The organism is Glutamicibacter sp. NPDC087661, assembly GCF_044743275.1.
GTDB lineage: Bacteria > Actinomycetota > Actinomycetes > Actinomycetales > Micrococcaceae > Glutamicibacter.
This window is the reverse complement of record NZ_JBIUWE010000006.1, coordinates 169,841-191,157: the sequence shown is the minus strand read 5'-3', so window position 1 is coordinate 191,157 and position 21,317 is coordinate 169,841. Positions and strand designations below refer to the sequence as shown.

The following is a 21,317-nucleotide window of genomic DNA, read 5'->3' as shown; positions in this document are numbered from 1 at the left end:
TCATCAAGCTACAAAGCCATGAAGGCACCGAGCTGCGCGAGCGCCGATGGGTTGGAAGGCAGATAATCGGTGAGCCTTTCGCTGCGCACGATGATGGCCTTCCATTGGCCGCGGGAAATCGCAACGTTGATGCGATTGCGGTTAAGCAGGAATTCGATGCCACGCGATGCATCGGTGGCGCTGGAACATGCCATGGTCATCAGCACAACTGGTGCTTCCTGTCCCTGGAACTTGTCAACCGTTCCCACCTTGACCGCCGATAGGCCTTCAGCTTCGAGGACATCGCGCACCAGATTTACCTGGGCATTGTAGGCAGCAACTACCAGGATGTCAGCGGCGCCCAATGGACGGGCAGGCATGCCTGCCCCCGGACTCCACATCATCCCCAGATGCTCGCGGACCAATCGGACAATAGCCCCGGCTTCTTCGGCGCTGCTGACCGTGTTGCCTCGATGTTCAACGAACACCGTCTCGACCCCGGCCGGTGTGCCTTCGAGCTGCCGCAACCCGGCGGCGTCTGCCGAGAACAGCTGGTGGTCATAGCTCAATGCCGAAACCTTGGCGCAAAGCGCTGGATGCATTCGCCATGAAGCTGCCAGGAAGTACCCTAATTCGGCTGGCAGCACGGGTTCGCCGCCGGACAGCCAGCCGAGCGCCGATTCGTCCACCGGCTGCGGATGAGTGCCCTGGGTGACCTGGGGCAACTGCTGGGGATCACCGAGCAGCAGCAAATTGCGGGCTGCTCGTGAAACTGCCAAGGTATTGGCCAGTGAGAACTGCCCGGCCTCATCGATCACCAGCAAATCCAGGCTATCTGCGGGGACTTTCGAACCGGTCAGCGTCCAGGCAGTACCTCCAATGAGCCCGCCGCCCGATGCGTGGAGAACTTCAGCCAAAGAATCCTTGGACGTGCCGGCCCAGGGGACCGGATCATCGTGCTTGACTTCCTTGGCTACTGCCTCGGGATCGACCCCGGCCTCCACCGCTTTCCGCAGGACGTTTTCAACTACTGCATGGGACTGGGCAACCACGCCAATCTTCCATCCGTAATCAACGAGTTCACGGATCACATGCGAAGCGACGAAGGTCTTGCCGGTCCCCGGAGGGCCTTGTACCGCAAGATAGGAATTATCAAGATCCTTCAACGTCTCGACCACGGCAGGATAGATCTGCGCCTGTCCATCAACCAGGGCTGGATCCACCGGTGCCGCAAGGGTTTTCAGGCGTGGCGGAATCCGCCGCAGGATGTCGATGCCCGGCCGTTCCGGAAGCACCGGTACGGTGGAGCCCACCCGCTGGGCGATCTCCTTGAGCGCTGCATCGATGCTCATCGTCGCCAACGGCTTATCCGGAGCCAATGCGCATGGATGGGCACCGTAGGCAGGGATCTTGCCGCTGGTTTTCTCCGCAATGGTAATCCAGCCCGGACCGAGCTCGACTACGGTGGCGTTGAATGCGCCGCCGCGCACGGAGTCGTCAACGGCCATGCCTTCAGGCAACGGAGCATCAAACATGGCGAACACTGATGAGCCGGGGGAGAGCAGGGATCCTTCCGCCAAGGTTCCCTGCAATCTCGTCACGCGCGTAGAGGTGCGCGCCCGAGGAGTGGCCTTATGCCAATCCTCGAGTACTTCCGCAGTGTCCACAATGAAAACTCCCCGGGCGTCGCTCCAATCATCCATTGGCGCGGACAAGCGGTCGAAGTGTTCCCACCAGAACTGCTTCTTTTCACGCCGGTTGTAACCGGTCGCAGCGGCGACCATCGCGATCGCGCGGTCATCGTTGCTCAGCGCGTGGGCGTGGGGAAGCTGCGCAAGGTAGTTTTGCAGCCGAAGCTCTTCGGCGGTGGGCTCGTATTCGTCTGCGGCCGGGCCTGGCTCAGGCATATCCGGCAGGGTGCCAGGCGCCTCATCGCTGAGCGAAAGCAGCCAATCCCGCAAGCGCAAAGTGGAAAGGCAGTCGTACTCGTTGTAATCGGCAATCGACTCGAGGATCGCTTCAGCGGCCCCGTCGTTCTTCGAATCCCGCGCCAGCATGTACTGGGCATAGGCGACCACCGATGCTCCGGCATCGGTGACATCCCCGGAGCGAAGGTGCTCTCCCATGTACAACGGTTCAAGCTTCTTGATGGAGTATGAGCGGGTGGAAACCACCAGGGCGTTACGCACGGTCTCGTAGAGATCGACAAGCAGGTTCTCACGCAGCCACTGGTCGACTTCGTCCTCACCGGCAATGTGCACCTGCGAGAGCTTGCGCAGGGCAGTTTTCTCATAGGGCGCATAGTGGTAGACCTTCATGCGCGGGAACCGCTGGCGGCGTTCTTCGACATAGGCAATGAAGTCCAGGAAGGCTTGGCGTTCTTCGGCGCGGCTATGCGCCCAGAAGGGTTTGAACACCGGCACCCCGGTGTCATATTCGATGACGCCGAAGAGGTATTCCAGGCCCCAGGAGCCGTCGGAAGGTTCCTGGTAGAGCGGGTCGCCCTCGAAATCGAAGAAGATGTCGCCTTGATCAGGCCGCGGCAGCGAAGAGATCGGGCCTTCGTTCTTCACCCGGTAGGAGACGCCGTGGACCATGCCATCGCTCTGGGCCAGCCCCAGCTGCATTCTGGCCTGCTCCGCGGCACGGTGCAGCGAGGTGCCTGGTCCATCCTCTAGCCCGGCGAGCTGGTCAATGGTGGAAATGCCGCGGGCGCGAAGTTTTTCTCGCTGCACCATGGACATGCCAGCGACCAATAGCAGGTCGCGAGTTTCCTGGGCCTGCTCTTCGCAATAATCGCAACGGCCGCATAAGCGCAGTTCATCGGAGTTCCACCGAACTGGCTGGTTGGCCGCACGGTGTTCCTGCACCATCTTCACGAATCGTTCACGCTGGGCCCGGAAGACTGGCAGCACTTCATCAACCCGATGCACCGAATGCGTCCCGTCGCCGAGGACCAGCGTTGCCGAGGTGGACACGGGGAGCCCTTCTGCCAGCATCTGATCCGCGTAGGCTGCGATCTGGAGCAGGGCACTGACCCTTGCATGGCGGGCGAGCTTGGTATCCCATACGGCCCAGGTGCCGTCCTCCTGGCGGACCAGGAAGTCGGCAAAGCCAATGAAAGCCCCATCGAAGAAGGTGGCCTGGAAAATGACATCGGCGCCGTTGCGAAGCACGTGCATGGTCGCCTCGTGGGCTGCCCGAAGACCGGCCGCAGACATCTGTGGGCGATCAGTGAATTGCTTGACGCCTGTTCCCGTCGCCGGGTCGTATTCGCCATAGGCAGCTATCAGGTCTTTGAGGACGTTCTGCTCATGGGCGTCGCCGAGCACCGCTGTTCGTTCCAGCATTTCGTCTCGTGCCTTGTCAGGCTTGGGACGCAGGCCGAGTTTCACATCCAGCAGGTACAGGGACTGGTAATTGCAGTCAACGGAGACTGACAGGTCACTCGCTGAGAAGATGAACTGATCATCTAGAAAGAACACGGGGCCTGGGCCTTTCGTTGACTTGTTTCCTACCTAGTCAACGTAGCACCAGACCCCGACAGATTCGCTGATGCCGCTTAGGACAGCTCGTCTTTGTTCTTCTTGGGGCCGCCAAGAACGAGCGAGAGAATGGCAACGCCGGCAGTCACCGAGTTCACCGCTGGCCACGCACCGATTTTCTTGGCCAGCGGATGCGAAGCGCCGAAGCCTCCGAGATAGGCGCTGATCAAGGCAATGGCTTTAGCGGTTCCAGCATCTTTCTTCCAAAGCAGGAAGGCGCCGGCACCTGCAGCACCGAGCACAACGGCAGCCAGCGGGCGCTTCTTGGTGGCACGACCGGTAGCGTAACCGCCCACTAAACCGGTGGTGGCCAAGGCGGTTGAAACGATGCGAGACATGAGACTCCTCCAGATATACGGCACAGTGTTCCGCTTTGCAGACTATGCCCGTCACCTGTGATGTTTCCCAGAAAGTCGGGAAATGCACTCGCCGGTCACTATGTGGCCGGTGGGGCTTGCAAGAATGAGTAATACCGAACGCCGATGAGGAGCAGGAATGAATCTAGATTTTGCCCAGGCCTGGGAGCGGCTCTCGCAGCCGGTGAACGTGGCCCTGAACCAGTGGCAGTGGCTGATCGTTGCGTTCTTGATCCTGCTATTGGTGGTCCCTCGTCCGGTCTGGCGGATCACCGGCTTGTACTCCACGCTGATTCATGAGCTCGGCCATATCATCGCGGCCTTATTCACGGGCAGATACGTGGCTGGCTTGCGGCTGGGCTGGGACCATTCCGGAGAAGTGCGGAGCATTGGACGGGGCAAGATTTCTGTCATCATCTCCGGGATTTTCGGGTACCCCGCACCGATATGGGTTTCAGCTTTGATGCTGTGGGGCATATCCACGGGCTATTCCGGGCGGGCGCTCGGCATCTACGCGTTGCTGTTCCTGCTGGCGCTGATCTTTGTCCGAAATTGGCCGGCCTTTATTGTGTGCACTATTAGTGCACTCGTGGCATTGGCAGTGGTCTTCTTTGCGCCGGTCGAAGCGTACCTGTACCTGGCTTTGCTTATCGCCGGGTTCTTGCTGCTGGCTGGCCTAAAAGACTTCGTCAAGCTTCTTTCGGTACATGTTTGGAGACGCCACGATATCGCCCAGTCCGATGCGTACCTGATCGCCGAGGCTACCCGGACCTTCGCCTCATTGTGGGTGGTGGTGATTCTTGTTCTGGGTTCCGGCGGCCTGTGGTGGGCACTGCAGAGCTTGTCGGGACTATTCTGAGCCCCTGCGCAGATCGCGTTTGGTTTTCATGCGGCTAGCGGTCCAGGCCGCCACGGCAACCAGCCCCATGGGGAGCAGCTTCGTCTTGCGCTTAGGCTTCGTGGATGGATCCCTCTCCATATCTTGCAGCGGGTCGCCACCGTGCTTGATACGGATTTCCTGGGCCTGGACGAGATCCTTGTATGTTGCCAATTCCTGCTTGGCTACCAAAGTGTCATCACGCAGTGGAAGAAGTACGTCATCTATGGCAGGCATGCCCGTGCGAAGCTGGCGGAGGCGGATGAATTCGATATCCACCAAGGCTCCGAGGAGCAAAGCGATGTTGCTGATCCAGCAAGCAAGAATCAAGATGATCACCCCGCCAATGGTTCCGTAGGTGGCGGAGTAGCTGGCGAACTGCGAAACATAAATACTGAAACCGAATACCGACAGTCCCAGGATCACCAGAGCTGTCAGTGTGCCGGGCGAGAACCAGCGGAATTTCGTTGGCTTGACGTTGGGGGTGAAGTAGTAAAGCAAGGCTAGAACCAGGAGCAGCATAATGAGCATCAATGGCGGCTTGGCGATATTCAGCACGAGCACAAAGCTGTCGCCCATGCCAATAATATTGCCGATTCCGCGGGCGACGGAGCCAGAAGCGAGCAGCAGCACCAGGGTCACGACGGCAACCAGCATGATCAGCACGGTAATCAGGAACATCTGAGGACGCCGTTTCCACTGGGGGCGGCCTTCCGGTGCCCCATACAGCCGGTTCAACGCGCGGCTGAATGCCGTGACATATCCAGATGTACTCCACAGCGCGCCGAGTGAACCGGCCAGGATTGCCCAGAACGTTCCGCTAGCTTGGGATGCCAAGCCAGCGAGCAGCTGTTCGGCCGTGTCGAGCAATTGCTGGGAGTCGCTACTTGCAGATTGTCCGTTCGGGGCGAGGCTCTGCTCTAGCAGCTCCATGATCCATTTGGTGCCGCTTTCGCTGGCACCGGCCAAAGACAGGAGCGAGATCAATGCCAGTAATCCGGGGAACATGGCAAGAACCATGAAATAGGACAGGGAAGCGGCAACGTCTAGTCCATCGTTGCGAAAGAATTCCCGCAGGGCCCGGGGGTAGCAGGTCAAGGATTCCATGAATCGGTCTTTGCTTGTGCTGCCTTGTACTGGCATTGAGTTCCCCTGTCTGACTGATGAAATCAAACCTACAGCGCTGGCTTCTTGAAACAAATTACCTCAGGGCAATTCAGCTGTCCTGTTGCTTGAACGCCGCGGTGTGTCCATCGCCCGGGAGGCCTTGCAGGTGGCAGCGAGGAAAAGGCCGTCTGCCGGGGAAAAATTGCCCCTTCGGATTGCCTGACGCCCTGGGTTTCGGACGCCGCTATTCCAGCTTTGGCGAAGGCGGAATGCAACCTTGAAGGGAGCTGGGCACGGCCCAGAAATGAATTGCAAGCTATATCACAGCGAGCTGGATAATCTCCATTTTTGGAAAGTAACATTTTCGTTGCTTGATATGGGGATCATGGTGATTTTCGGACCCGATTCAAAATTTTTTTCTGGCCAATTGACCTGTATTTACGGGGTTTCTGACCGTTTCCTGAGTTGCGAGGGTGGTGGGTTGGTGCGTTATGGTCATTCATAACGTTTCGATAACACTCGCAGTGTTATGGGGAAACAGGTACTGCCGGGACTTCCAAACCGCTCACCAGGGCAGTATTTAATCAAAGTCGAAATGCGACGCTGAGTGGTGCACGAGGATGGTCTAGGAAGACCTGAGCGCGGGAAGAGCAACTGGAGAATCATGATCCAGCAGAAGACCAAGAACTTGATCCGCCGCGGTGGAGCCTCGCTGGCCGCCGTTGCAGTTGCCGGCACCGCAATCGTTGCAGCTTCCGCACCAGCTAATGCCGCAGGCACCTGGGACAAGCTGGCTCAGTGCGAGTCCGGTGGCAACTGGTCCATCAACACCGGCAACGGCTACTACGGTGGCCTGCAGTTCTCGCTGTCCACTTGGAAGGCGTTTGGCGGTTCGGGCATGCCTCACCAGGCTTCGAAGGCCGAGCAGATTCGCGTTGCAACCAAGGTCCAGGCATCCCAGGGTTGGGGCGCATGGCCAGCATGTACCGCAAAGCTGGGCATTAGCGGTTCCCCTTCGGGTTCCGCGACTCCTCAGAAGCAGGCTCCTCAGCAGCAGGCAGCACCAAAGCAGCAGGCAGCACCAAAGCAGCAGGCCGCTCCTAAGCAGCAGGCGGCCCCAAAGCAGCAGGCAGCACCTAAGCAGCAGGCCGCTCCGGTCCAGAAGCAGGCTCCCAAGCAGCAGGCAGCTCCAAAGCACGCTGCTCCAGCTCCAAAGGCACCAGTGTTCAACATTGACGTGACCGATTCGGGCAAGGACTACACCGTCAAGTCCGGCGATACCTTGGCTAAGGTTGCCGACCAGCTTGGCGTCAAGGACTGGCGTGGCCTGTTCGTCTTGAATGACGATCAGCTGAGCAACCCAGACCTGATCATGGTCGGGCAGACCCTGAACGTTCCAGCGAACTAATTCCGCAGAGCTTCAGATAACCCGCGTCGCGTATTTTTTACACGACGCGGGTTTTCCGTTTTCCAACTGCCTGCATCGAAGTGGTGATTTTCCGGGTATAGGCTGAGGTTCATGCTGCATTCCGAAGATGAGCGCGTGGCCGAAGGCCATATCCTGGGTTCGGGGTTCACCGCGCACCGATTGCTCGAGACGGCAGGTGATTGCCGTGTTACGGGGCCCGCGGTTTGGTGGGCTGGTCCTTTGAACGCGGAGAAGCTCGCAGCTCGATCCGTTGGCTTGGTATGTTCCGCCCTTAATGATCTTGCCGCTGCCTCACCATGGCTCGCCACAGCGACGCCGGATATCGCAGCGGCCTTCGCGTCCTCTGCCCACTTGCGCATCGCGGGGCAGAAACCACAAGGTTTTGCTCGATATTCGGGATTCTACCGAACGGCCGACGGCTGGATCAGAACCCACGCGAATTACCCTCACCATGAACGCTCGCTCCACTCTGCATTGGGAACATCTTCGGGGATTGACATCGCCGACGCAGTGGCAAGCCTTTGTGCCCACGATGCCCAAGAACGCATTATTGCCGCTGGTGGAATAGCCGCGCAGGTGCGATCCCGTCAACAGTGGCTCAGCTCGGCAGAGGGCCAAGCGGCCGGCAGCGGGCACTGGGCTCAATTCCGCATGCGCCCAACAGGTTCGGCTCCGGTCTGGAAATTTGACCCGCGTGCAGCAATGCCCCTTCGAGGGTTGAAGGTTCTGGACCTCACACGGGTCATCGCTGGCCCCACCGCAACCAGGACGTTGGCAGCACTTGGCGCCCAGGTCTTGCGCGTGGACGGACCGCTGCTCCCCGAATTGCCTTGGCAATATGTTGATACCGGATTCGGCAAGCGCAGCACGCTGCTGGATTTGAAAAACGCAGCAGGGCAGGCGCGGATCCACGAACTGCTGCAGGATGCTGATGCCGTCCTCTTGGGCTATCGCCCCGGGGCTTTGGCCAAGGCAGGGCTTGGCGGGGATGAATTAGCCCAGCGGTACCCGCAGCTCGTTGTTGCTGAATTAGGTGCGTGGGGCTTCGAAGGACCCTGGGCCCAACGGCACGGGTTCGACAGTATCGTGCAAGCTGCCACCGGCATCTCGGAGGCTTACCGTGGTAACGGGCAATCACCGGGCGCATTGCCGGTGCAGGCTTTGGACCACGCCACTGGCTACGGGCTCGCTGCTGCCGTCATCGCTTTGGTTCGGGCGCGCAGTGTCCAAGGGCGTACCGGGTCGGTGCGATTCTCCTTGGCTCGGACCGCTCATGCGCTGTTCGCCTTCGACGCCCCGCAACAACCCGTTCAATTCGACGGTGGCGTGCGGCTGAAGCGGGTGGATAGTACTTTCGGCACCCTTGACTATGTCCCGCCGCCCTTCAGTATGGCAGGCCAGGCGCTGGACTACCCTGGTCCGCCTGCTCCGTATGGAGAAGATGAACCAGTCTGGAACTAGGAAGCCAGAAGCGAGCGTGCGAAGAGCGAGGCTGGTTCCTGGAATGCGCTGGACAGTGCCAAGAAGCGTTCCCTGCTTTCATCGCCAGGCCAGTGGGCGGGCAGCATGAACTCCGGCAAGCCGGGGTCAAGGTAGGGAAGAGCACGCCATGAATCGACCATCGTGACATACCCCCGATAAGCGCTGGACGGAGCAATGTCGCTGGAATCCAGGGAAGCGGTGCTCTCCAGGAACGCTCGATGCAACGTGCCCAGGCGCTCAAGATCCCACCACTGCCCGGCAGCCTGCTGCGGTGGTCCGGGGAAGTATGGTTTCTGGGCGGTAAAAAGCGTCGCGTGTTCCCTGGCTCCCAGGGCACTGAGCACCGCCGAGACTTCCTCTCGCAGGTACTCGGGGAAAATCCATAATCCGGAGCCGAGCATGCCGCCGCCAAGCTGCAAGAAATGCTTGCGTACCTGGTGGCGCAAGGAGCGCAAGGTCTCTGGCAGGGAGTAGGCCACCAGGCACCAGGGGTCACTGCCTGACATTTGGCGCGGGGTGAATATTCTTCTGGTGCCACGCTCGAACATCTGTTGCGCCGCGCTCGGAACGCGCAAGGTGGAAGATTGCGCTGCTTCCAGCACTTCCCGGTCAATCAGTCGGGAGATGGCGGTTTGCGCCGCAGGGACCGAAACTCCGGCAGCATGTGCCAGTTCCACTATTCGGGTGCGCGCCACCGGAGTTTTCTCATGCCGTATATAAAGGCCGGTAATCGTGCGGATAATCGATGTGGCGCTTCCGCATCTCGCCTCGAAGTCATCGAGGCTCAGAGCCGTGAGGGAGGTGCTACTTGCCAATTTCGGTACGCACCGCGAACAGCTCTGGGAAAAAGGTCAGGTCCAGGGCGCGCTTGAGGAAGTCAACGCCCGAGGAGCCACCGGTGCCGCGCTTGAATCCGATGGTGCGCTGGACAACGCGCATGTGGCGGAAGCGCCATGCCTGGAAGTTGTCCTCGACGTCTACCAGGTCCTCGCAGGCTTGGTAGAAGCCCCAGCGGGTGTCCTCGGACTCGTAGATATCCTTGAATATTGGCACCAGTGCCTCCTGGAATGCCCAAGGCTTGGTGAAGTCCCGTGAAAGCACGTCTTCGGGAATGTCGTAACCGTGGCGGGACAGGGCGGCCAGGAACACATCGTAGAGACCTGGCTCGTGAAGCAGTTTGGACAGTAGCTCGTGGGCCTTTGGATCTGCCTCGTGGACCTTGAGCATGCCTTCATGCTTGTTGCCCAGAATGAACTCCACGGCGCGGTACTGGAAGGACTGGAAACCGGAGGAGGAGCCGAGGAAGTCGCGGAACTGTGCATATTCGCGCGGCGTCAAGGTCGCCAGGACCGACCACTGCTCGGTCAGGGTCTTCTGGATGTGCTTTACACGGGCAAGGCATTTCAGGGCCTTGCCGAAGTCATCGAGGCCCAGCAGGCGGCGTGCTTCGAGGAGTTCATGGAGCATGAGCTTGAGCCACAGTTCGCTGGTCTGGTGCTGGATGATGAAGAGCATTTCATCGTGGTGCTCGGGAACGCTGACCGGATGCTGCGCTGACAGGATGCGTTCCAGATCAAGGTAGCCGCCGTAGGACATCGTGTTTTTGAAGTCAGTGCGGACGCCATCTTCAATCGCGCGCTGATTCTCGGTCTGTGGCTTCGGAGTGCTCATATGCAGATATTATCAATAAGATTGCGACCGTCACAATAGTGAAAAACCGAATTGAGCCGACGAGGCGAAAAGATCTGCCGATGCCGGGAATACGTCCGGCGCCCCCGCTGTTGATACATGCATACGCATATAAATAGTGAAAGGCAAGAACAGTGAGCAAGTCAGTAGTCGTCATCAGCGGTGGGCTGGGAACCCCATCGAGCTCCTCGCTGCTGGGCCAGCAAATCGGAGAGAATATTGCCGCGCAGCTAGCTGCCGCCGGCGTGCAAGCCGACGTGAGCAATATCGAACTGCGTGAGCATGCTGGTGAAATCACTAATAATATGCTGACCGGTTTCGCCGCCCCGGGCCTGCAAAAAGTTATCGACGCAGTGGTGAATGCCGACGTGCTCGTTGCCGTCACCCCGGTCTTCACGGCCTCGGTCTCAGGCCTCTTCAAGTCCTTCCTCGATATCCTGGACCCTAAATCGCTCAACGGCAAACCGGTCGTGCTCGCTGCCACCGCGGGAACCCAGCGGCACCAGCTCGCGGTTGACTACGCCATGCGTCCGATCTTCTCCTACCTCAGGGCGCACATCATGCCGACAACGGTTTTCGCGGCTTCGGAAGACTTCGGGGGACATGGGTTGACCGGCACGCTGGCAGATCGCGCTCGCCGGGTTGCGCGAGAAGTCGTCCTGGCGCTGTCCCTGAACGAAGGGGAATTCTCCGCTGATGCGGATTTGGGGGATACCCGTTCCATCGCTCCCTCGGTCAGCGAATTCGCCGACCCCGATGATGAACTCTCCTCACTGCCCTTCGAAGCGTTGCTGGCAAACCTCAAATCCGGATCCTGAGTCGGCCGTTCCGCCAGGTTGCGCCCACGGCCATGCACCCGCACCGGGGCTCATGGCGGTGGGCCAAATCTTTTGCGAAAAGGAGCCCGAAGGACCACGAAAAGTCGAGCAGAATGTTAGTACGATGTGCCTTCAATCTCGAACCTCGGTACGATCAAGAACCGTGAGCTAAGTCATCTCTTCGAGATGGCGGCAGCCCCAAGAGGTTTGAACAGTAGTGAAAGGTGTAGCCGTCGATGCTATCCGAGGAAACAATCACGGCCATTGCCGATGAGCTGGTCCAGGCCGGCGAGACACGGACTCCCGTGCCGCGTCTGACCGCACGCTATCCAGAAATGACGGTAGAAGATTCCTACCGGGTCCAGAACCTGTGGCGCCAGCGCTCCGAAGCCGCTGGCCGCGTGCTGGTCGGCCGCAAGATCGGGCTGACCTCCCGCGCCATGCAGATGGCTACCGGAATCACCGAGCCTGACTACGGAATCATCTTCGATGACATGGTCTACGACTCCGGCGCGAAGCTGAAGTGGGAAGACTTCACCGGTGCCCGCGTAGAGATGGAGCTGGCCTTCAAGCTCAAGAAGGACATCGAAGGCCCGAGGGCGAACATTTTCGATGTGCTCGAAGCTACCGAATACGTCATCCCCGCTTTGGAAATCCTCGATGCCCGCGTGGAGATGGAAGGCCGCACCATTGTGGATACCATCAGCGACAACGCCGCCATGGGTGCCATGGTGATCGGCGGCAACCCGGTCAAGCCGGAGAACATCGATTTGCGTTGGGTCTCCGGGATCTTGTTCAAGAACCAGACCGTCGAAGAAACCGGTGTCGCAGCCGGTGTGCTGAACCACCCTGCCGCTGGCGTGTACTGGCTCGCCAACAAGATTGCCCCGCACGGCGACAAGCTCAAGGCCGGGGAAATCATCCTGGCCGGATCCTTCACCCGCCCGATGTGGGTCAATGCAGGGGATACCGTCTTTGCCGATTACGGACCGCTAGGAACTGTGACATGTCATTTCGAGTAGAAGCGGATCCGTCGCTGAAGGATGCGCTCAAGGACGCCGACCACTCGTTGGCAGGCATCTGGGTCTGTTCAGCTTCCCCGCTGATCGCTGAAATCTGCGCAGGTGCAGGGTTCGATTGGTTGTTCATCGATGGCGAGCATTCGCCCAACGACCTGCAGAACATTTTGGCCCAGCTGCAGGCCGTGCGCAGCTACCCGGTCGTTCCAGTGGTCCGCCCTGCGGTCAACGATCCGGTGGTGATCAAGCAGTTCCTGGACCTGGGCGTGCAGTCACTGATCATCCCGATGGTCAATGATGCCCAGCAAGCCGCCGCTGCCGTCGCCTCCTGCCAGTACCCGCCCAAGGGCGTACGCGGTGTCGGTTCCGCCCTGGCCCGCTCGGCTCGCTGGAACCGCATCCCCGAGTACCTGACCCGCGCTGATGAGACCATCACCATCATGGTTCAAATCGAAGCGGATGAAGCGGTGCGGAACGTCGAGGAAATCGTTGCCACCGAAGGTGTTGACGGGATTTTCATCGGTCCATCGGACCTGGCCGCCTCCATGGGCGTCATCGGACAGCAGAGCCACCCGGACGTGGTCGCTGCGGTGATCAAGTCCATCAATGCCGCCAAGGCCGCAGGCAAGTATGCCGGGGTCAACGCCTTCGACCAGAAGAGCGCCCGCGAATACATGGCCGCCGGCGCGGATTACGTCGGCGTGGGTGCCGACGTGGCACTGCTGGCGCGTGCCACCGAAGCACTGGCTGCAAGCTTCAATTCCGAGGCCCAAAGCGCTGCTCCGGACAGCTATTAGCCCAGTGTTCTAGGCAACCCTTCAGGTCATCATTGCGCGTCGATCGAGGCCGGTCGGCGCCAATGATGGCAACATTGAAGATGATGAGCCGCGAAAAGAAACCCATGAAGGCAGTGATGTTGCGCCTGCGCAACGGCTGGCCAATGCCCCTGGCGTTGCAGGGGGTCTTCGAGATACTGCAATCCGTGGTCTTTTGCCTTGCCCTGATCACCCTGCCGCTGGTCGCCGTCTATTTCAGCGGAGGCTTCCTCGAAGACTCGTTTGAGGCCATCTTGCAGTTCGGCGGCCTCATTTGGCTGCTTATCCACGGCGTGCCGGTGGAGATCCTGAATCTCGGCCCCGAAGCTGACCCCAGTTCAGTGACCGGATGGGTCACGCTGATCCCGTTGGGACTATCGCTGTTGCCGTTCTTGTTCTGCTTGCGTGCAGGACGGCGCATCGCTCGCGCTTCCTACACCGACCAGCTCTGGCAAGGGCTGCTCGGCGCCTTCGTGGCCTACGGGGCCATCGGTACCGGTATCGGGTTCCTCGCCAATAACGCGCATGCGCGGGTCAATATCATCGCGGCGACCTTCATTCCGCTGATCATCGCGCTCGTGGGCCTGATCATTGGCGCGCGGCGCGAAGCAGGCTCCTGGGCTCGCCTTTTCGGTGTCGATACGGCCGCCTATATCCAGCGGATCTCACCGCATCGCCGCTGGGCCGGATCCTACGTATGGCATGTGATCGTGGCCGGGTTCCTCGGCTATGTCGCTGCCGTGGGAATCTCCGGATTGCTGCTGGCCATCAACCTGGGCGTGCACTGGACCGACGTCGCCAACGTGTCGCAGGAGCTGCGCCCCGGCCCGATCGGCTCGGCCGCGCTGACCACGGTGCAGTTGTCCTTCATCCCGAACGCAGTGTTCTGGGTCTTGTCCTGGATCAGCGGCGGCGGTTTCAGCATCGGTACCGGCAGCACCCTGTCCACCTTGGAAACCACGGTGGGTCCGCTGCCGTCGATTCCGATGCTGGCTTCACTTCCTTCAGGCGAGATGGCCCATCAATGGCTGTTCCTGCTGATTCCCGTGGCCGCGGGCATCGTGGCCGGCTGGTACTTCTTGCGTGTGGGCGAGAACCACCTCGAAGACTGGTTTGCCCGTCGCATTCCGTTCAATGCCCTGTCGCTGGCGGCATCGACCGCGTCCTTGGCGGTCTTCACCGGCATTGTCTGCGGGCTGCTGAGCCTGATCGGTTCCTGGCTGTCATCCGGCTCCCTGGCCATTGGGCGACTGGTTGAGATCGGCCCGAACATGTGGGCGACCGCAGGTGCCTTGGCACTGCAAATCGGTGTGGGCACCGCGATCGGCTACTTGATTGCCCCGCTGTTCGAGACCGACCCGGTACTCGAAGGCTAGAGGCTTGCCGCTGTTGGCCTAGGTCAGGCTGGCCAGGACCAGCGGATCGCCATCGGGGCGGTTGATGATGATCGTCCCCAGCGCACTGGCAGTCGACTCCTCCATCACCAGCAGCACCGAATCATTCTCGGCAACTACCTGGATATCCTCGGCTTCAAGTTCGGGATGCTCGGCGCGAAGCTCGGAGATGGAGTTCTCCACCGTCACGTCGCTGATGCCAGCCGGCATCAGGTAGGTGACGGTCTTGAAGCTGTTTTCGCCGCCATCGACCTTGAGCGGAATACCGTTCTGGACCACATAATCCATCGTCGGGCAGGTGGTCCCGGCGATCTCGTAATCGCCATCTTCTTCCACGGGCTTGGGAACGGCGATCATGCACAGCTGGCCTTCGCTGCCTACTGCGACGTAGTGCCTGCCGAAGTCCGAGGTGGCCAGCAGGTGGCGGGTTTCCGCGTCGTAGGACTCGGTATCCTCAAAGCCTTCAGGAAGCTTGTCTTCATCATCCTGCGTTTGCACCAGAAGCGGCATGTATTCTTCAGCCGATGGGACTGGAGCAGCGGATTCACCGGTCTGCGGAATCCCGGCAGAACACGCAGTCAAGGACAGCAGCCCGGTGAAAGCCAGTGCAGAAATTTTCCCGAAATATGCCTTGGGCATGACTGCCTGGCTCCTTATGTAGAACTGTTTTCGCGCGTACGCCAAGAAGTCTAGCCAAAGGGCAGTGCACCTGCCATTTGGCCCCTTCGTTTGTGTCGGGCGCGCCTAGCTGGTCTGCGGAGCCAGATCCCACAGATGATGCATGACGTCATGCCAGGCATACTGATTCAGCGTTTCAATGGTAAACGCGGCACCGTTCGAGCGCAGGCCGCGGCGGGAATACTGCGCCGGGTCGATGCTCGACAGCTTCGCGGCGTAGCGGGCGGCGCTTTCGCGCAACAGCTCGGCGACCTGCCCTGCAGGCAGCGAATTGTAGTTTCCCTCATCGGCGGCCCGGTCCTGGTCCCAGTTGGGGAACGTCGGGTCATCGTGCTCAAGCATCAGGTCCAGGCGCCCGGTCATCACCTGCAGCATTTCGGCGACGTGGGCCACGTACTCCTGGTCGCTCCAGCGGGCAGGGTTCGTGCGGGTCTGCGCATCGGGGCGCGCGAGCACCTCGATGTAGCGGTCCACGCACACCGGAAGCTGGGTCATGGCATCGCCGGGCGAGATGCCGCGCACATCGACGGCGCACTGCGCGCATACCGTCTCCAGGACAACGGTCCAGTCCTTGCCGTCGGGAACTATCTGGCTCATCAGCATCTCCACTTCGAATGGAACTCTCAAGGCCAGTTTAGGGCCGGCGCGCGACAACGGTGCCGGGAAAAGGCTTGCGGATCGAAACGCCATGCAACATTGCGTCCGGGATGAAGCGCCGGCCCCGGCGAACCGTAGAATTGAATTCATGCGCATTGTGGTTTTGGTTTCAGGTACCGGTTCTAATCTCCAGGCAGTCATCGATGCAGTGGCCGACGGCCAGCTGGACAATGTCGAGATTGCGGCCGTGGGAGCGGATAAGCACGGCACCTACGGCGTGCAGCGTTCGGATGAAGCCGGAATCGAAACGTTCGTCGTGAACTTCAAGGACTACGCGGATCGCGGCGAATGGAACCATGCGCTCACCGGAAAGTGCTTGTCCTACGCCCCGGACTATGTTGTCTCCTCCGGTTTCATGCGCATCGTCGGCGAGGAATTCATCAATGCCTTCGACGGCACCTACATCAACACCCACCCTGCGCTGTTGCCGTCCTTCCCGGGCGCCCACGGCGTGCGCGATGCGCTGGCCTACGGCGTGAAGGTCACCGGCTGCACCGTGCACATTGCCGATGCCGGTGTTGATACCGGTCCGATCCTGCGCCAGGAAGCCGTGCCGATTGAAGAGCACGACACCGAGGAATCGCTGCATGAGCGCATCAAGCTCGTCGAGCGCCGCCTGCTCATTGCCACGCTCGCCGATCTCGCCAAGGGAAAATAGGGCGCTGCCCACCGCGTAAAATTGGTGGGGAGATGACTGAACCTACGCCGCTGCCTTTGCAGGCACCAGAAACCGAACTGTTTACCGAAGCAGAACTATCCGCCGCTTTGAAGGTCCTGTCGGTGGTGCACCAGCTGGATCCCGAGGATGAACGGCACATTGCCGTGCGCAGGGCCACCAGCAATATGTTCAAGGCGGCCAAGCGCTACCGCAAGTCCCAAAAGCGTGCCGAGATCAGTGCCGCGGACAGGGCGGTGATCGAGCGCACCGCCACCGGCTCGCCGCAACGGCTGGATGACGAAACCCTCGGCCTGGACCTGAGCAGTTCAACCGGAAGCGCAAGCGCCGGGGAATTCCGCAAGCCGCGTGGCTGCTACATCTGCAAGCAGCGCTACACCACCGTGGATGCCTTCCACCATTATCTTTGCCCTGACTGCGCCGCACAGGGACGCGAACGCAGGGACGCGCGCGCGGACCTGAGCGGCAAGCGCGCCTTGCTGACCGGCGGGCGAGCCAAAATCGGCATGCACATCGCGCTGCGGCTGCTGCGCGATGGAGCCCACACCACCATCACCACGCGTTTTCCCAAGGACGCCGCACGGCGCTTCGCGGCACTGGAGGACAGTGCCGAATGGATGCACCGGCTGCGCATTGCCGGCATCGACTTGCGCGACCCGGCACAGGTCATCTCCCTGGCCGACCGCGTCGCTGCCGAAGGACCGCTCGATATCCTGATCAACAACGCCGCCCAGACCGTGCGGCGCACGGCCAACTCCTACCAGCATCTGGTCGAATCCGAGCAGCAGCCCCTGACCGCGCAGTTGCTGCCTGGCAACGGGGGACCGGAGCTGTGGGGCGAAGCGAACCCGCCCTCCGAGCATCCCAAGGCCCTGGCCAGTGCCTTCCGCCTGGAAGAATCAGCCCTGCTGGCCCCGGCGGCATCGGAAAGCTACGATGCGCAGCAGCTGGCCGATCTGGCCATGAGGGCCGGCTCCGCATCGCTGGAACGAATCGCAGCGGGAACCGCAATCGATGCCGGGGGCTTGATCCCGGACGTGGTGACGGATAATTCCTGGACGCAGATCCTGGGTGATGTTGATGCCCTGGAAATGCTCGAAGTGCAGTTGTGCAATGTCACCGCCCCGTTCCTGCTCGCTTCGCGGCTGCGCCCGGCCTTGGCCGCCAGCGGGGCCCGGCGCAAGTACATCGTGAACGTCTCGGCGATGGAAGGCCAGTTCTCCCGCCGCTACAAGGGGGCCGGGCACCCGCACACCTATATGGCCAAGGCCTCGCTGAACATGCTCACCCGCACCAGCGCGGAAGAGATGCTGAAGACCGACCGGATCCTCATGAGCGCGGTGGACACCGGGTGGATCACCGATGAGCGCCCGCATGATGCGAAGGTCCGGAAAGTTGCCGACGGATGGCACGCCCCCTTGGACCTGATTGATGGCGCGGCCCGGGTGTACCAGCCGATCGTTGACGGGGAACGCGGCATTGACCTGTATGGCTGCTTCCTCAAGGACTATGAGCCATCGCCCTGGTAGGGGTCGGCGGAATCCTCCCCGGCTAGGACGCCAAGCCCGGTGATACCAACGGCCAGGGCGTAGGCGGGGTCTGGTATGCGGTTGCTCCGGACGGGAGACTGATCCAGTGATTCCAGCAAGCCAGGACCGTGGATTGCAGCGGGGCTGGACCTTCGCACGCCATGGCGTGCGAAGGTCCAGCCCCGGAACCCGCGGTTACCTGGCCAGGGCGAAGCGCAGGGTGCGCACTTCGAAAGCGCCCAGCTTCAGCGGCACAGCACCATCGGAAAGCTCGATGGCCTGCCCCGCCAGCTCATCTTCCAGCAGGCTCGCGGTGGCTGCAGACAAGGCCTGCGCGTTGACCAACAGGCTGCCGCTGGCACGGCGCCCCAGGGATTCATAGACCCGCACCACCAAATCGCCGGAGTGGTCCGCAGCCAGCTTCACGCTGGAAATCACCAGGCCTTCACCGGTGACCGATACCAGCGGGTCCACGCCGTGGGCGCCATGGACGACTCGCTCTGCGCTGTTGAGCAAGGCGCCGGCTTCTGTTGCCATGGCCACGTCCGCGCCGATGACCAAACCGTAGCGGTGGGCCTGCAGGCCTTGGTCGGTTTCAGGATCCGGGAAGCGCGGGGCTCGCAGCAATGACAGGCGCATGGTTGTCGTGACGGCCGCGTCCTTGGCATCGCGGGTGACATCGAATCCGTAGATGGAATCATTGACCAGTGCCGCGCCGAAGCCGGGTTCCTCGGCCAGCACGAAGCGGTGCATGGAAGTTTCGAACTTCGCCGCTTCCCAGCTGGTATTCACGTGGGTGGCGCGCTTGTGGTAGCCGAACTGGGTTTCGGCAATTGCATGCTCGGCACGGATATCCAGCGGGAAGGCGACCTTGAGGAATTTCTCTGCCTCATGCCAATCGGTACTCTGCGAGATCTGCACGGTCCGCGAGCCTGGCGCCAGCGATAGTTCCTGGACCAGCGTGGATTTGGAGAAGCTGCGGGCAATCGTGATGACCTGGCTGCCGTCCTCGCGCGATGACAGCTCCAGGCTATCGAGCTCGCGCAGGTCGGTGACCTGGTTGCGGTAGTACTTGTCCACGTCCCAGGCATCCCACATGTTCGGGAAGTCCTGGTGCAATTGCAGCAGGTTCGCTTCCTGGCCCTCGGCAATAGTTTCACGGCCGGTAGCCAGATCCACCGCGGAGGCAATCAGGCCCTGGGCATTGACCGCCACCCGGATGACCGAGTTATCCAGGATGTAGCCGCCATCGGCTGCCGTTGCCCGGACCGCGGAAACAGGAACGGCTTCCACTTCCCTGGCCTGGCCGAAGGCCAGGTTATTGCGCGTGAACGCCGCACCGTTGAATGCAATAGGGGTGGAGCCCTCGCCAGCCAGCTGCTGCTGGGCGGCGCGGATCAGCGCCTCGGCCTGCTCGATGACCTGGGCGTAGCGTGCCACCACTTCGCGGTGCACCCAGGCGATGGAGGTGCCGGGCAGGATGTCATGGAACTGGTGGAGCAGCACGGTTTCCCACAGTTCGTCGAGCTGCTCGTACGGGTACTCGGCCCCGGTGCGGATGGCTGCGGTAGCCGCCCACAGTTCGGCCTCGACCAGCAGCTGCTCGGTGCGGCGGTTGCCCGACTTGGTCTGGTGCTGGCTGGTCAGCGTGGCGCGGTGCAGCTCCAGGTAGAGCTCTCCCACCCATACCGGAGGGTTGGGCAGCTCGGCCTTGGCCCGGTCGAAGAAGTCGTTCGGGTGTTCCCACCGGACTTTCGCACTGCCTTCCAGATTGGCCAGGCGCTTGGCTTTGCCGGTCATTTCCCGGGTGGTGCCGCCGCCGCCATCGCCCCAGCCGACCGGTGCGATGGAGTTGTTGGCAAGCCGGGCTTCGCGGAACTGGCGCGAGGCCTTGGCGACTTCCTCCCCGGAGAGCTGCGAGTTGTAGGTGTCCATCGACGGGAAGTGGCTGAACACGCGCGAGCCGTCGATGCCTTCCCAATCGAAGGTGTGGTGCGGGAATTTGTTCTGCTGGTTCCAGGAGATCTTCTGGGTGAAGAACCATTCGAAGCCGGCCCGGCGCATCAGCTGGGGCAGGGCAGGGGAGTATCCGAAGGAATCGGGCAGCCATACGCCCTTTGAAGCGATGCCGAATTCGTCGCGGAAGAACTTCTGGCCGTAGAGGAACTGGCGGACCAGCGATTCACCCGAGGGCATCACGGTATCGGACTCGACCCACATGCCGCCCAGCGGCAGGAAGCGCCCGTCGGCAATGGCCTTCTTCACCCGATCCCAGACCTCGGGGCGATGGGTCTTGAGCCACTTGTACTGCTGGGCGCTGGACATGCCGTAGAGGAATTCTTCCTCGTCGCCCAGCAGCTCCACCATCGAGGAGCAGGTGCGGGAGACCTTGCGGATGGTTTCGCGCAGCGGCCACAGCCAGGCCGAGTCGATATGCGAGTGGCCAATCGCGGAAATCTGGTGCGCGCTGTGCTCGGCCGGGGCGGCCAGGACCGCTGCCAGCTCCTTGCGGGCGGCCTGCGCGGTCTGGGTAATCCGCTGCAGGTCGAGCACGTCCAACGCGTTGTCCATGGCCTGCAGGATCTGCATCTTGCGCGGGCCGGCCGGCAGCTGCTCTTGCAGATCCAGCAGCACTTCCAGATCCAGCGACAACTCGTGTACTACGGATTCAAAGACCGCCAGGTCCATGCGGCGGGTGGTGTACAGCCGGCGCGAAGACGAGGTAAGGATATCGCCCTGCTCGGTGGGGAGGAACGGGTGGTAGTCCAGCAGCACCGGGTTGGATGCCGCTTCCAGGTACAAGTCGATGACCTCATTGCCTTCGGCCTGACCGGCAATGGGCACCCACTGGTTGCGCGGGTTGATCGCCTTGATGGTGATGCCATCGGGCCGGTAAACCAGGCCCTCGCACTGGAAGCCGGTCATGTTGATGTCAAAGCCCAGATCAATCACGGCTTCCACCCGGCGTCCGGCCCAATGCGCCGGAACCTGGCCCTGCAGATGGAACCATGTGGTGCCCCAGGCCGCGCCCCACGGGGTACCCACCTCTGTGGGCTGGTAGTCCAGTGCAAGGCCCTGCGCAGGAGCTACCGGCTCTCCCGGCAATTCGTGCCAGGAGAGGGTCAATGGCATGGTTTCTGAATATATCGCTGGAAGGATACGTTCGGTCAGAACGCGGCGGACGCGTCCGGTGGTCAGGGAAATGTCGTCGTGCATGAGGGCCTTCCGTTTGTGCGCTCAGCGGAAAATGAGCTCCCCTGCCAGACT

General features: G+C 61.1%; 17 protein-coding genes and 1 pseudogene. 10 read left to right on the top strand and 8 right to left on the bottom strand.

Annotated elements, in window-relative coordinates; translation table 11 throughout:
• Nucleotides 1–8: 8 nt before the first annotated feature.
• Both ACIOTN_RS16040 and ACIOTN_RS16035 read right to left on the bottom strand, forming a co-directional pair.
• Nucleotides 9–3,464, bottom strand: a complete 3,456-nt coding sequence (locus tag ACIOTN_RS16040) for a TM0106 family RecB-like putative nuclease (RefSeq protein ID WP_402735701.1) — start codon at nucleotides 3,462–3,464, stop codon at nucleotides 9–11.
• A gap of 77 nt (nucleotides 3,465–3,541) precedes the next feature.
• Complete coding sequence (locus ACIOTN_RS16035) at nucleotides 3,542–3,862, bottom strand: hypothetical protein (RefSeq protein ID WP_105661629.1); 321 nt, start codon at nucleotides 3,860–3,862, stop codon at nucleotides 3,542–3,544.
• A gap of 157 nt (nucleotides 3,863–4,019) precedes the next feature.
• Here ACIOTN_RS16035 and ACIOTN_RS16030 point away from each other — a divergent pair, with 157 nt between their 5' ends.
• Nucleotides 4,020–4,739: a M50 family metallopeptidase gene (locus ACIOTN_RS16030; RefSeq protein WP_402735700.1), complete on the top strand. Its 720-nt coding sequence runs from the start codon at nucleotides 4,020–4,022 to the stop codon at nucleotides 4,737–4,739.
• On the opposite strand, the gene ACIOTN_RS16025 is transcribed toward ACIOTN_RS16030, so the two are convergent.
• The gene (locus ACIOTN_RS16025) at nucleotides 4,731–5,864 is read right to left on the bottom strand and encodes a YihY/virulence factor BrkB family protein (protein WP_166650682.1); all 1,134 of its coding nucleotides are present in this window, start codon (nucleotides 5,862–5,864) and stop codon (nucleotides 4,731–4,733) included. The genes ACIOTN_RS16030 and ACIOTN_RS16025 overlap by 9 nt on opposite strands.
• 664 nt (nucleotides 5,865–6,528) lie before the next feature.
• Between ACIOTN_RS16025 and ACIOTN_RS16020 the strand changes: the two genes are divergently transcribed.
• Together ACIOTN_RS16020 and ACIOTN_RS16015 are read left to right on the top strand one after the other, a co-directional pair.
• Nucleotides 6,529–7,272 carry a transglycosylase family protein gene (locus tag ACIOTN_RS16020; protein WP_105661631.1) on the top strand — a complete coding sequence of 248 codons (744 nt, stop codon included), beginning with the start codon at nucleotides 6,529–6,531 and terminating at the stop codon, nucleotides 7,270–7,272.
• Between the two features lie 597 nt (nucleotides 7,273–7,869).
• A complete protein-coding gene (locus ACIOTN_RS16015) occupies nucleotides 7,870–8,754 on the top strand; it encodes a CoA transferase (RefSeq protein WP_402735699.1) in 885 nt (294 codons plus the stop codon).
• Here the strand turns inward: ACIOTN_RS16015 and ACIOTN_RS16010 are convergent.
• Nucleotides 8,751–9,470 (bottom strand): PaaX family transcriptional regulator C-terminal domain-containing protein, encoded by a 720-nt coding sequence (locus ACIOTN_RS16010; RefSeq protein WP_146112260.1) that lies wholly within the window; start codon nucleotides 9,468–9,470, stop codon nucleotides 8,751–8,753. The genes ACIOTN_RS16015 and ACIOTN_RS16010 overlap by 4 nt on opposite strands.
• Before the next feature lie 109 nt (nucleotides 9,471–9,579).
• Nucleotides 9,580–10,446, bottom strand: a complete 867-nt coding sequence (gene kynA / locus ACIOTN_RS16005) for a tryptophan 2,3-dioxygenase (RefSeq protein WP_105657355.1) — start codon at nucleotides 10,444–10,446, stop codon at nucleotides 9,580–9,582.
• A gap of 152 nt (nucleotides 10,447–10,598) precedes the next feature.
• Between kynA and ACIOTN_RS16000 the strand changes: the two genes are divergently transcribed.
• The 4 genes from ACIOTN_RS16000 (at nucleotide 10,599) to ACIOTN_RS15985 (ending at nucleotide 14,492) form a co-directional block, all read left to right on the top strand.
• Nucleotides 10,599–11,282, top strand: coding sequence for a CE1759 family FMN reductase (locus ACIOTN_RS16000; protein ID WP_402735698.1), 684 nt, complete (start codon nucleotides 10,599–10,601; stop codon nucleotides 11,280–11,282).
• 236 nt (nucleotides 11,283–11,518) lie between these two features.
• Entirely contained in the window at nucleotides 11,519–12,304 is a 786-nt protein-coding gene (hpaH, locus tag ACIOTN_RS15995; RefSeq protein WP_105657357.1) for a 2-oxo-hept-4-ene-1,7-dioate hydratase, read from the top strand.
• The gene (locus ACIOTN_RS15990; RefSeq protein ID WP_105657358.1) at nucleotides 12,289–13,098 is read left to right on the top strand and encodes an aldolase/citrate lyase family protein; all 810 of its coding nucleotides are present in this window, start codon (nucleotides 12,289–12,291) and stop codon (nucleotides 13,096–13,098) included. The genes hpaH and ACIOTN_RS15990 overlap by 16 nt, the downstream gene beginning before the upstream one ends.
• A gap of 104 nt (nucleotides 13,099–13,202) precedes the next feature.
• A complete protein-coding gene (locus ACIOTN_RS15985) occupies nucleotides 13,203–14,492 on the top strand; it encodes a DUF6350 family protein (protein ID WP_105657489.1) in 1,290 nt (429 codons plus the stop codon).
• 18 nt (nucleotides 14,493–14,510) lie between these two features.
• Here ACIOTN_RS15985 and ACIOTN_RS15980 read toward each other — a convergent pair whose 3' ends face one another.
• Nucleotides 14,511–15,149 (bottom strand): hypothetical protein, encoded by a 639-nt coding sequence (locus tag ACIOTN_RS15980; protein WP_402735697.1) that lies wholly within the window; start codon nucleotides 15,147–15,149, stop codon nucleotides 14,511–14,513.
• Between the two features lie 105 nt (nucleotides 15,150–15,254).
• Nucleotides 15,255–15,785 carry a DinB family protein gene (locus tag ACIOTN_RS15975; protein WP_181149021.1) on the bottom strand — a complete coding sequence of 177 codons (531 nt, stop codon included), beginning with the start codon at nucleotides 15,783–15,785 and terminating at the stop codon, nucleotides 15,255–15,257.
• A 148-nt stretch (nucleotides 15,786–15,933) separates the two neighbouring features.
• Between ACIOTN_RS15975 and purN the strand changes: the two genes are divergently transcribed.
• The 3 genes and pseudogenes from purN to ACIOTN_RS15960 all read left to right on the top strand — a co-directional run.
• Entirely contained in the window at nucleotides 15,934–16,503 is a 570-nt protein-coding gene (purN, locus tag ACIOTN_RS15970) for a phosphoribosylglycinamide formyltransferase (protein WP_105661636.1), read from the top strand.
• Nucleotides 16,504–16,535: 32 nt separating this feature from the next.
• Nucleotides 16,536–18,050 (top strand): SDR family NAD(P)-dependent oxidoreductase, encoded by a 1,515-nt coding sequence (locus ACIOTN_RS15965; RefSeq protein ID WP_402735696.1) that lies wholly within the window; start codon nucleotides 16,536–16,538, stop codon nucleotides 18,048–18,050.
• 29 nt (nucleotides 18,051–18,079) lie between these two features.
• A pseudogene (locus ACIOTN_RS15960) lies at nucleotides 18,080–18,160 on the top strand (hypothetical protein); the annotation flags it as partial.
• Between the two features lie 85 nt (nucleotides 18,161–18,245).
• Here the strand turns inward: ACIOTN_RS15960 and ACIOTN_RS15955 are convergent.
• The gene (locus ACIOTN_RS15955; protein ID WP_402735695.1) at nucleotides 18,246–21,266 is read right to left on the bottom strand and encodes an alpha-mannosidase; all 3,021 of its coding nucleotides are present in this window, start codon (nucleotides 21,264–21,266) and stop codon (nucleotides 18,246–18,248) included.
• Nucleotides 21,267–21,317: the final 51 nt, after the last annotated feature.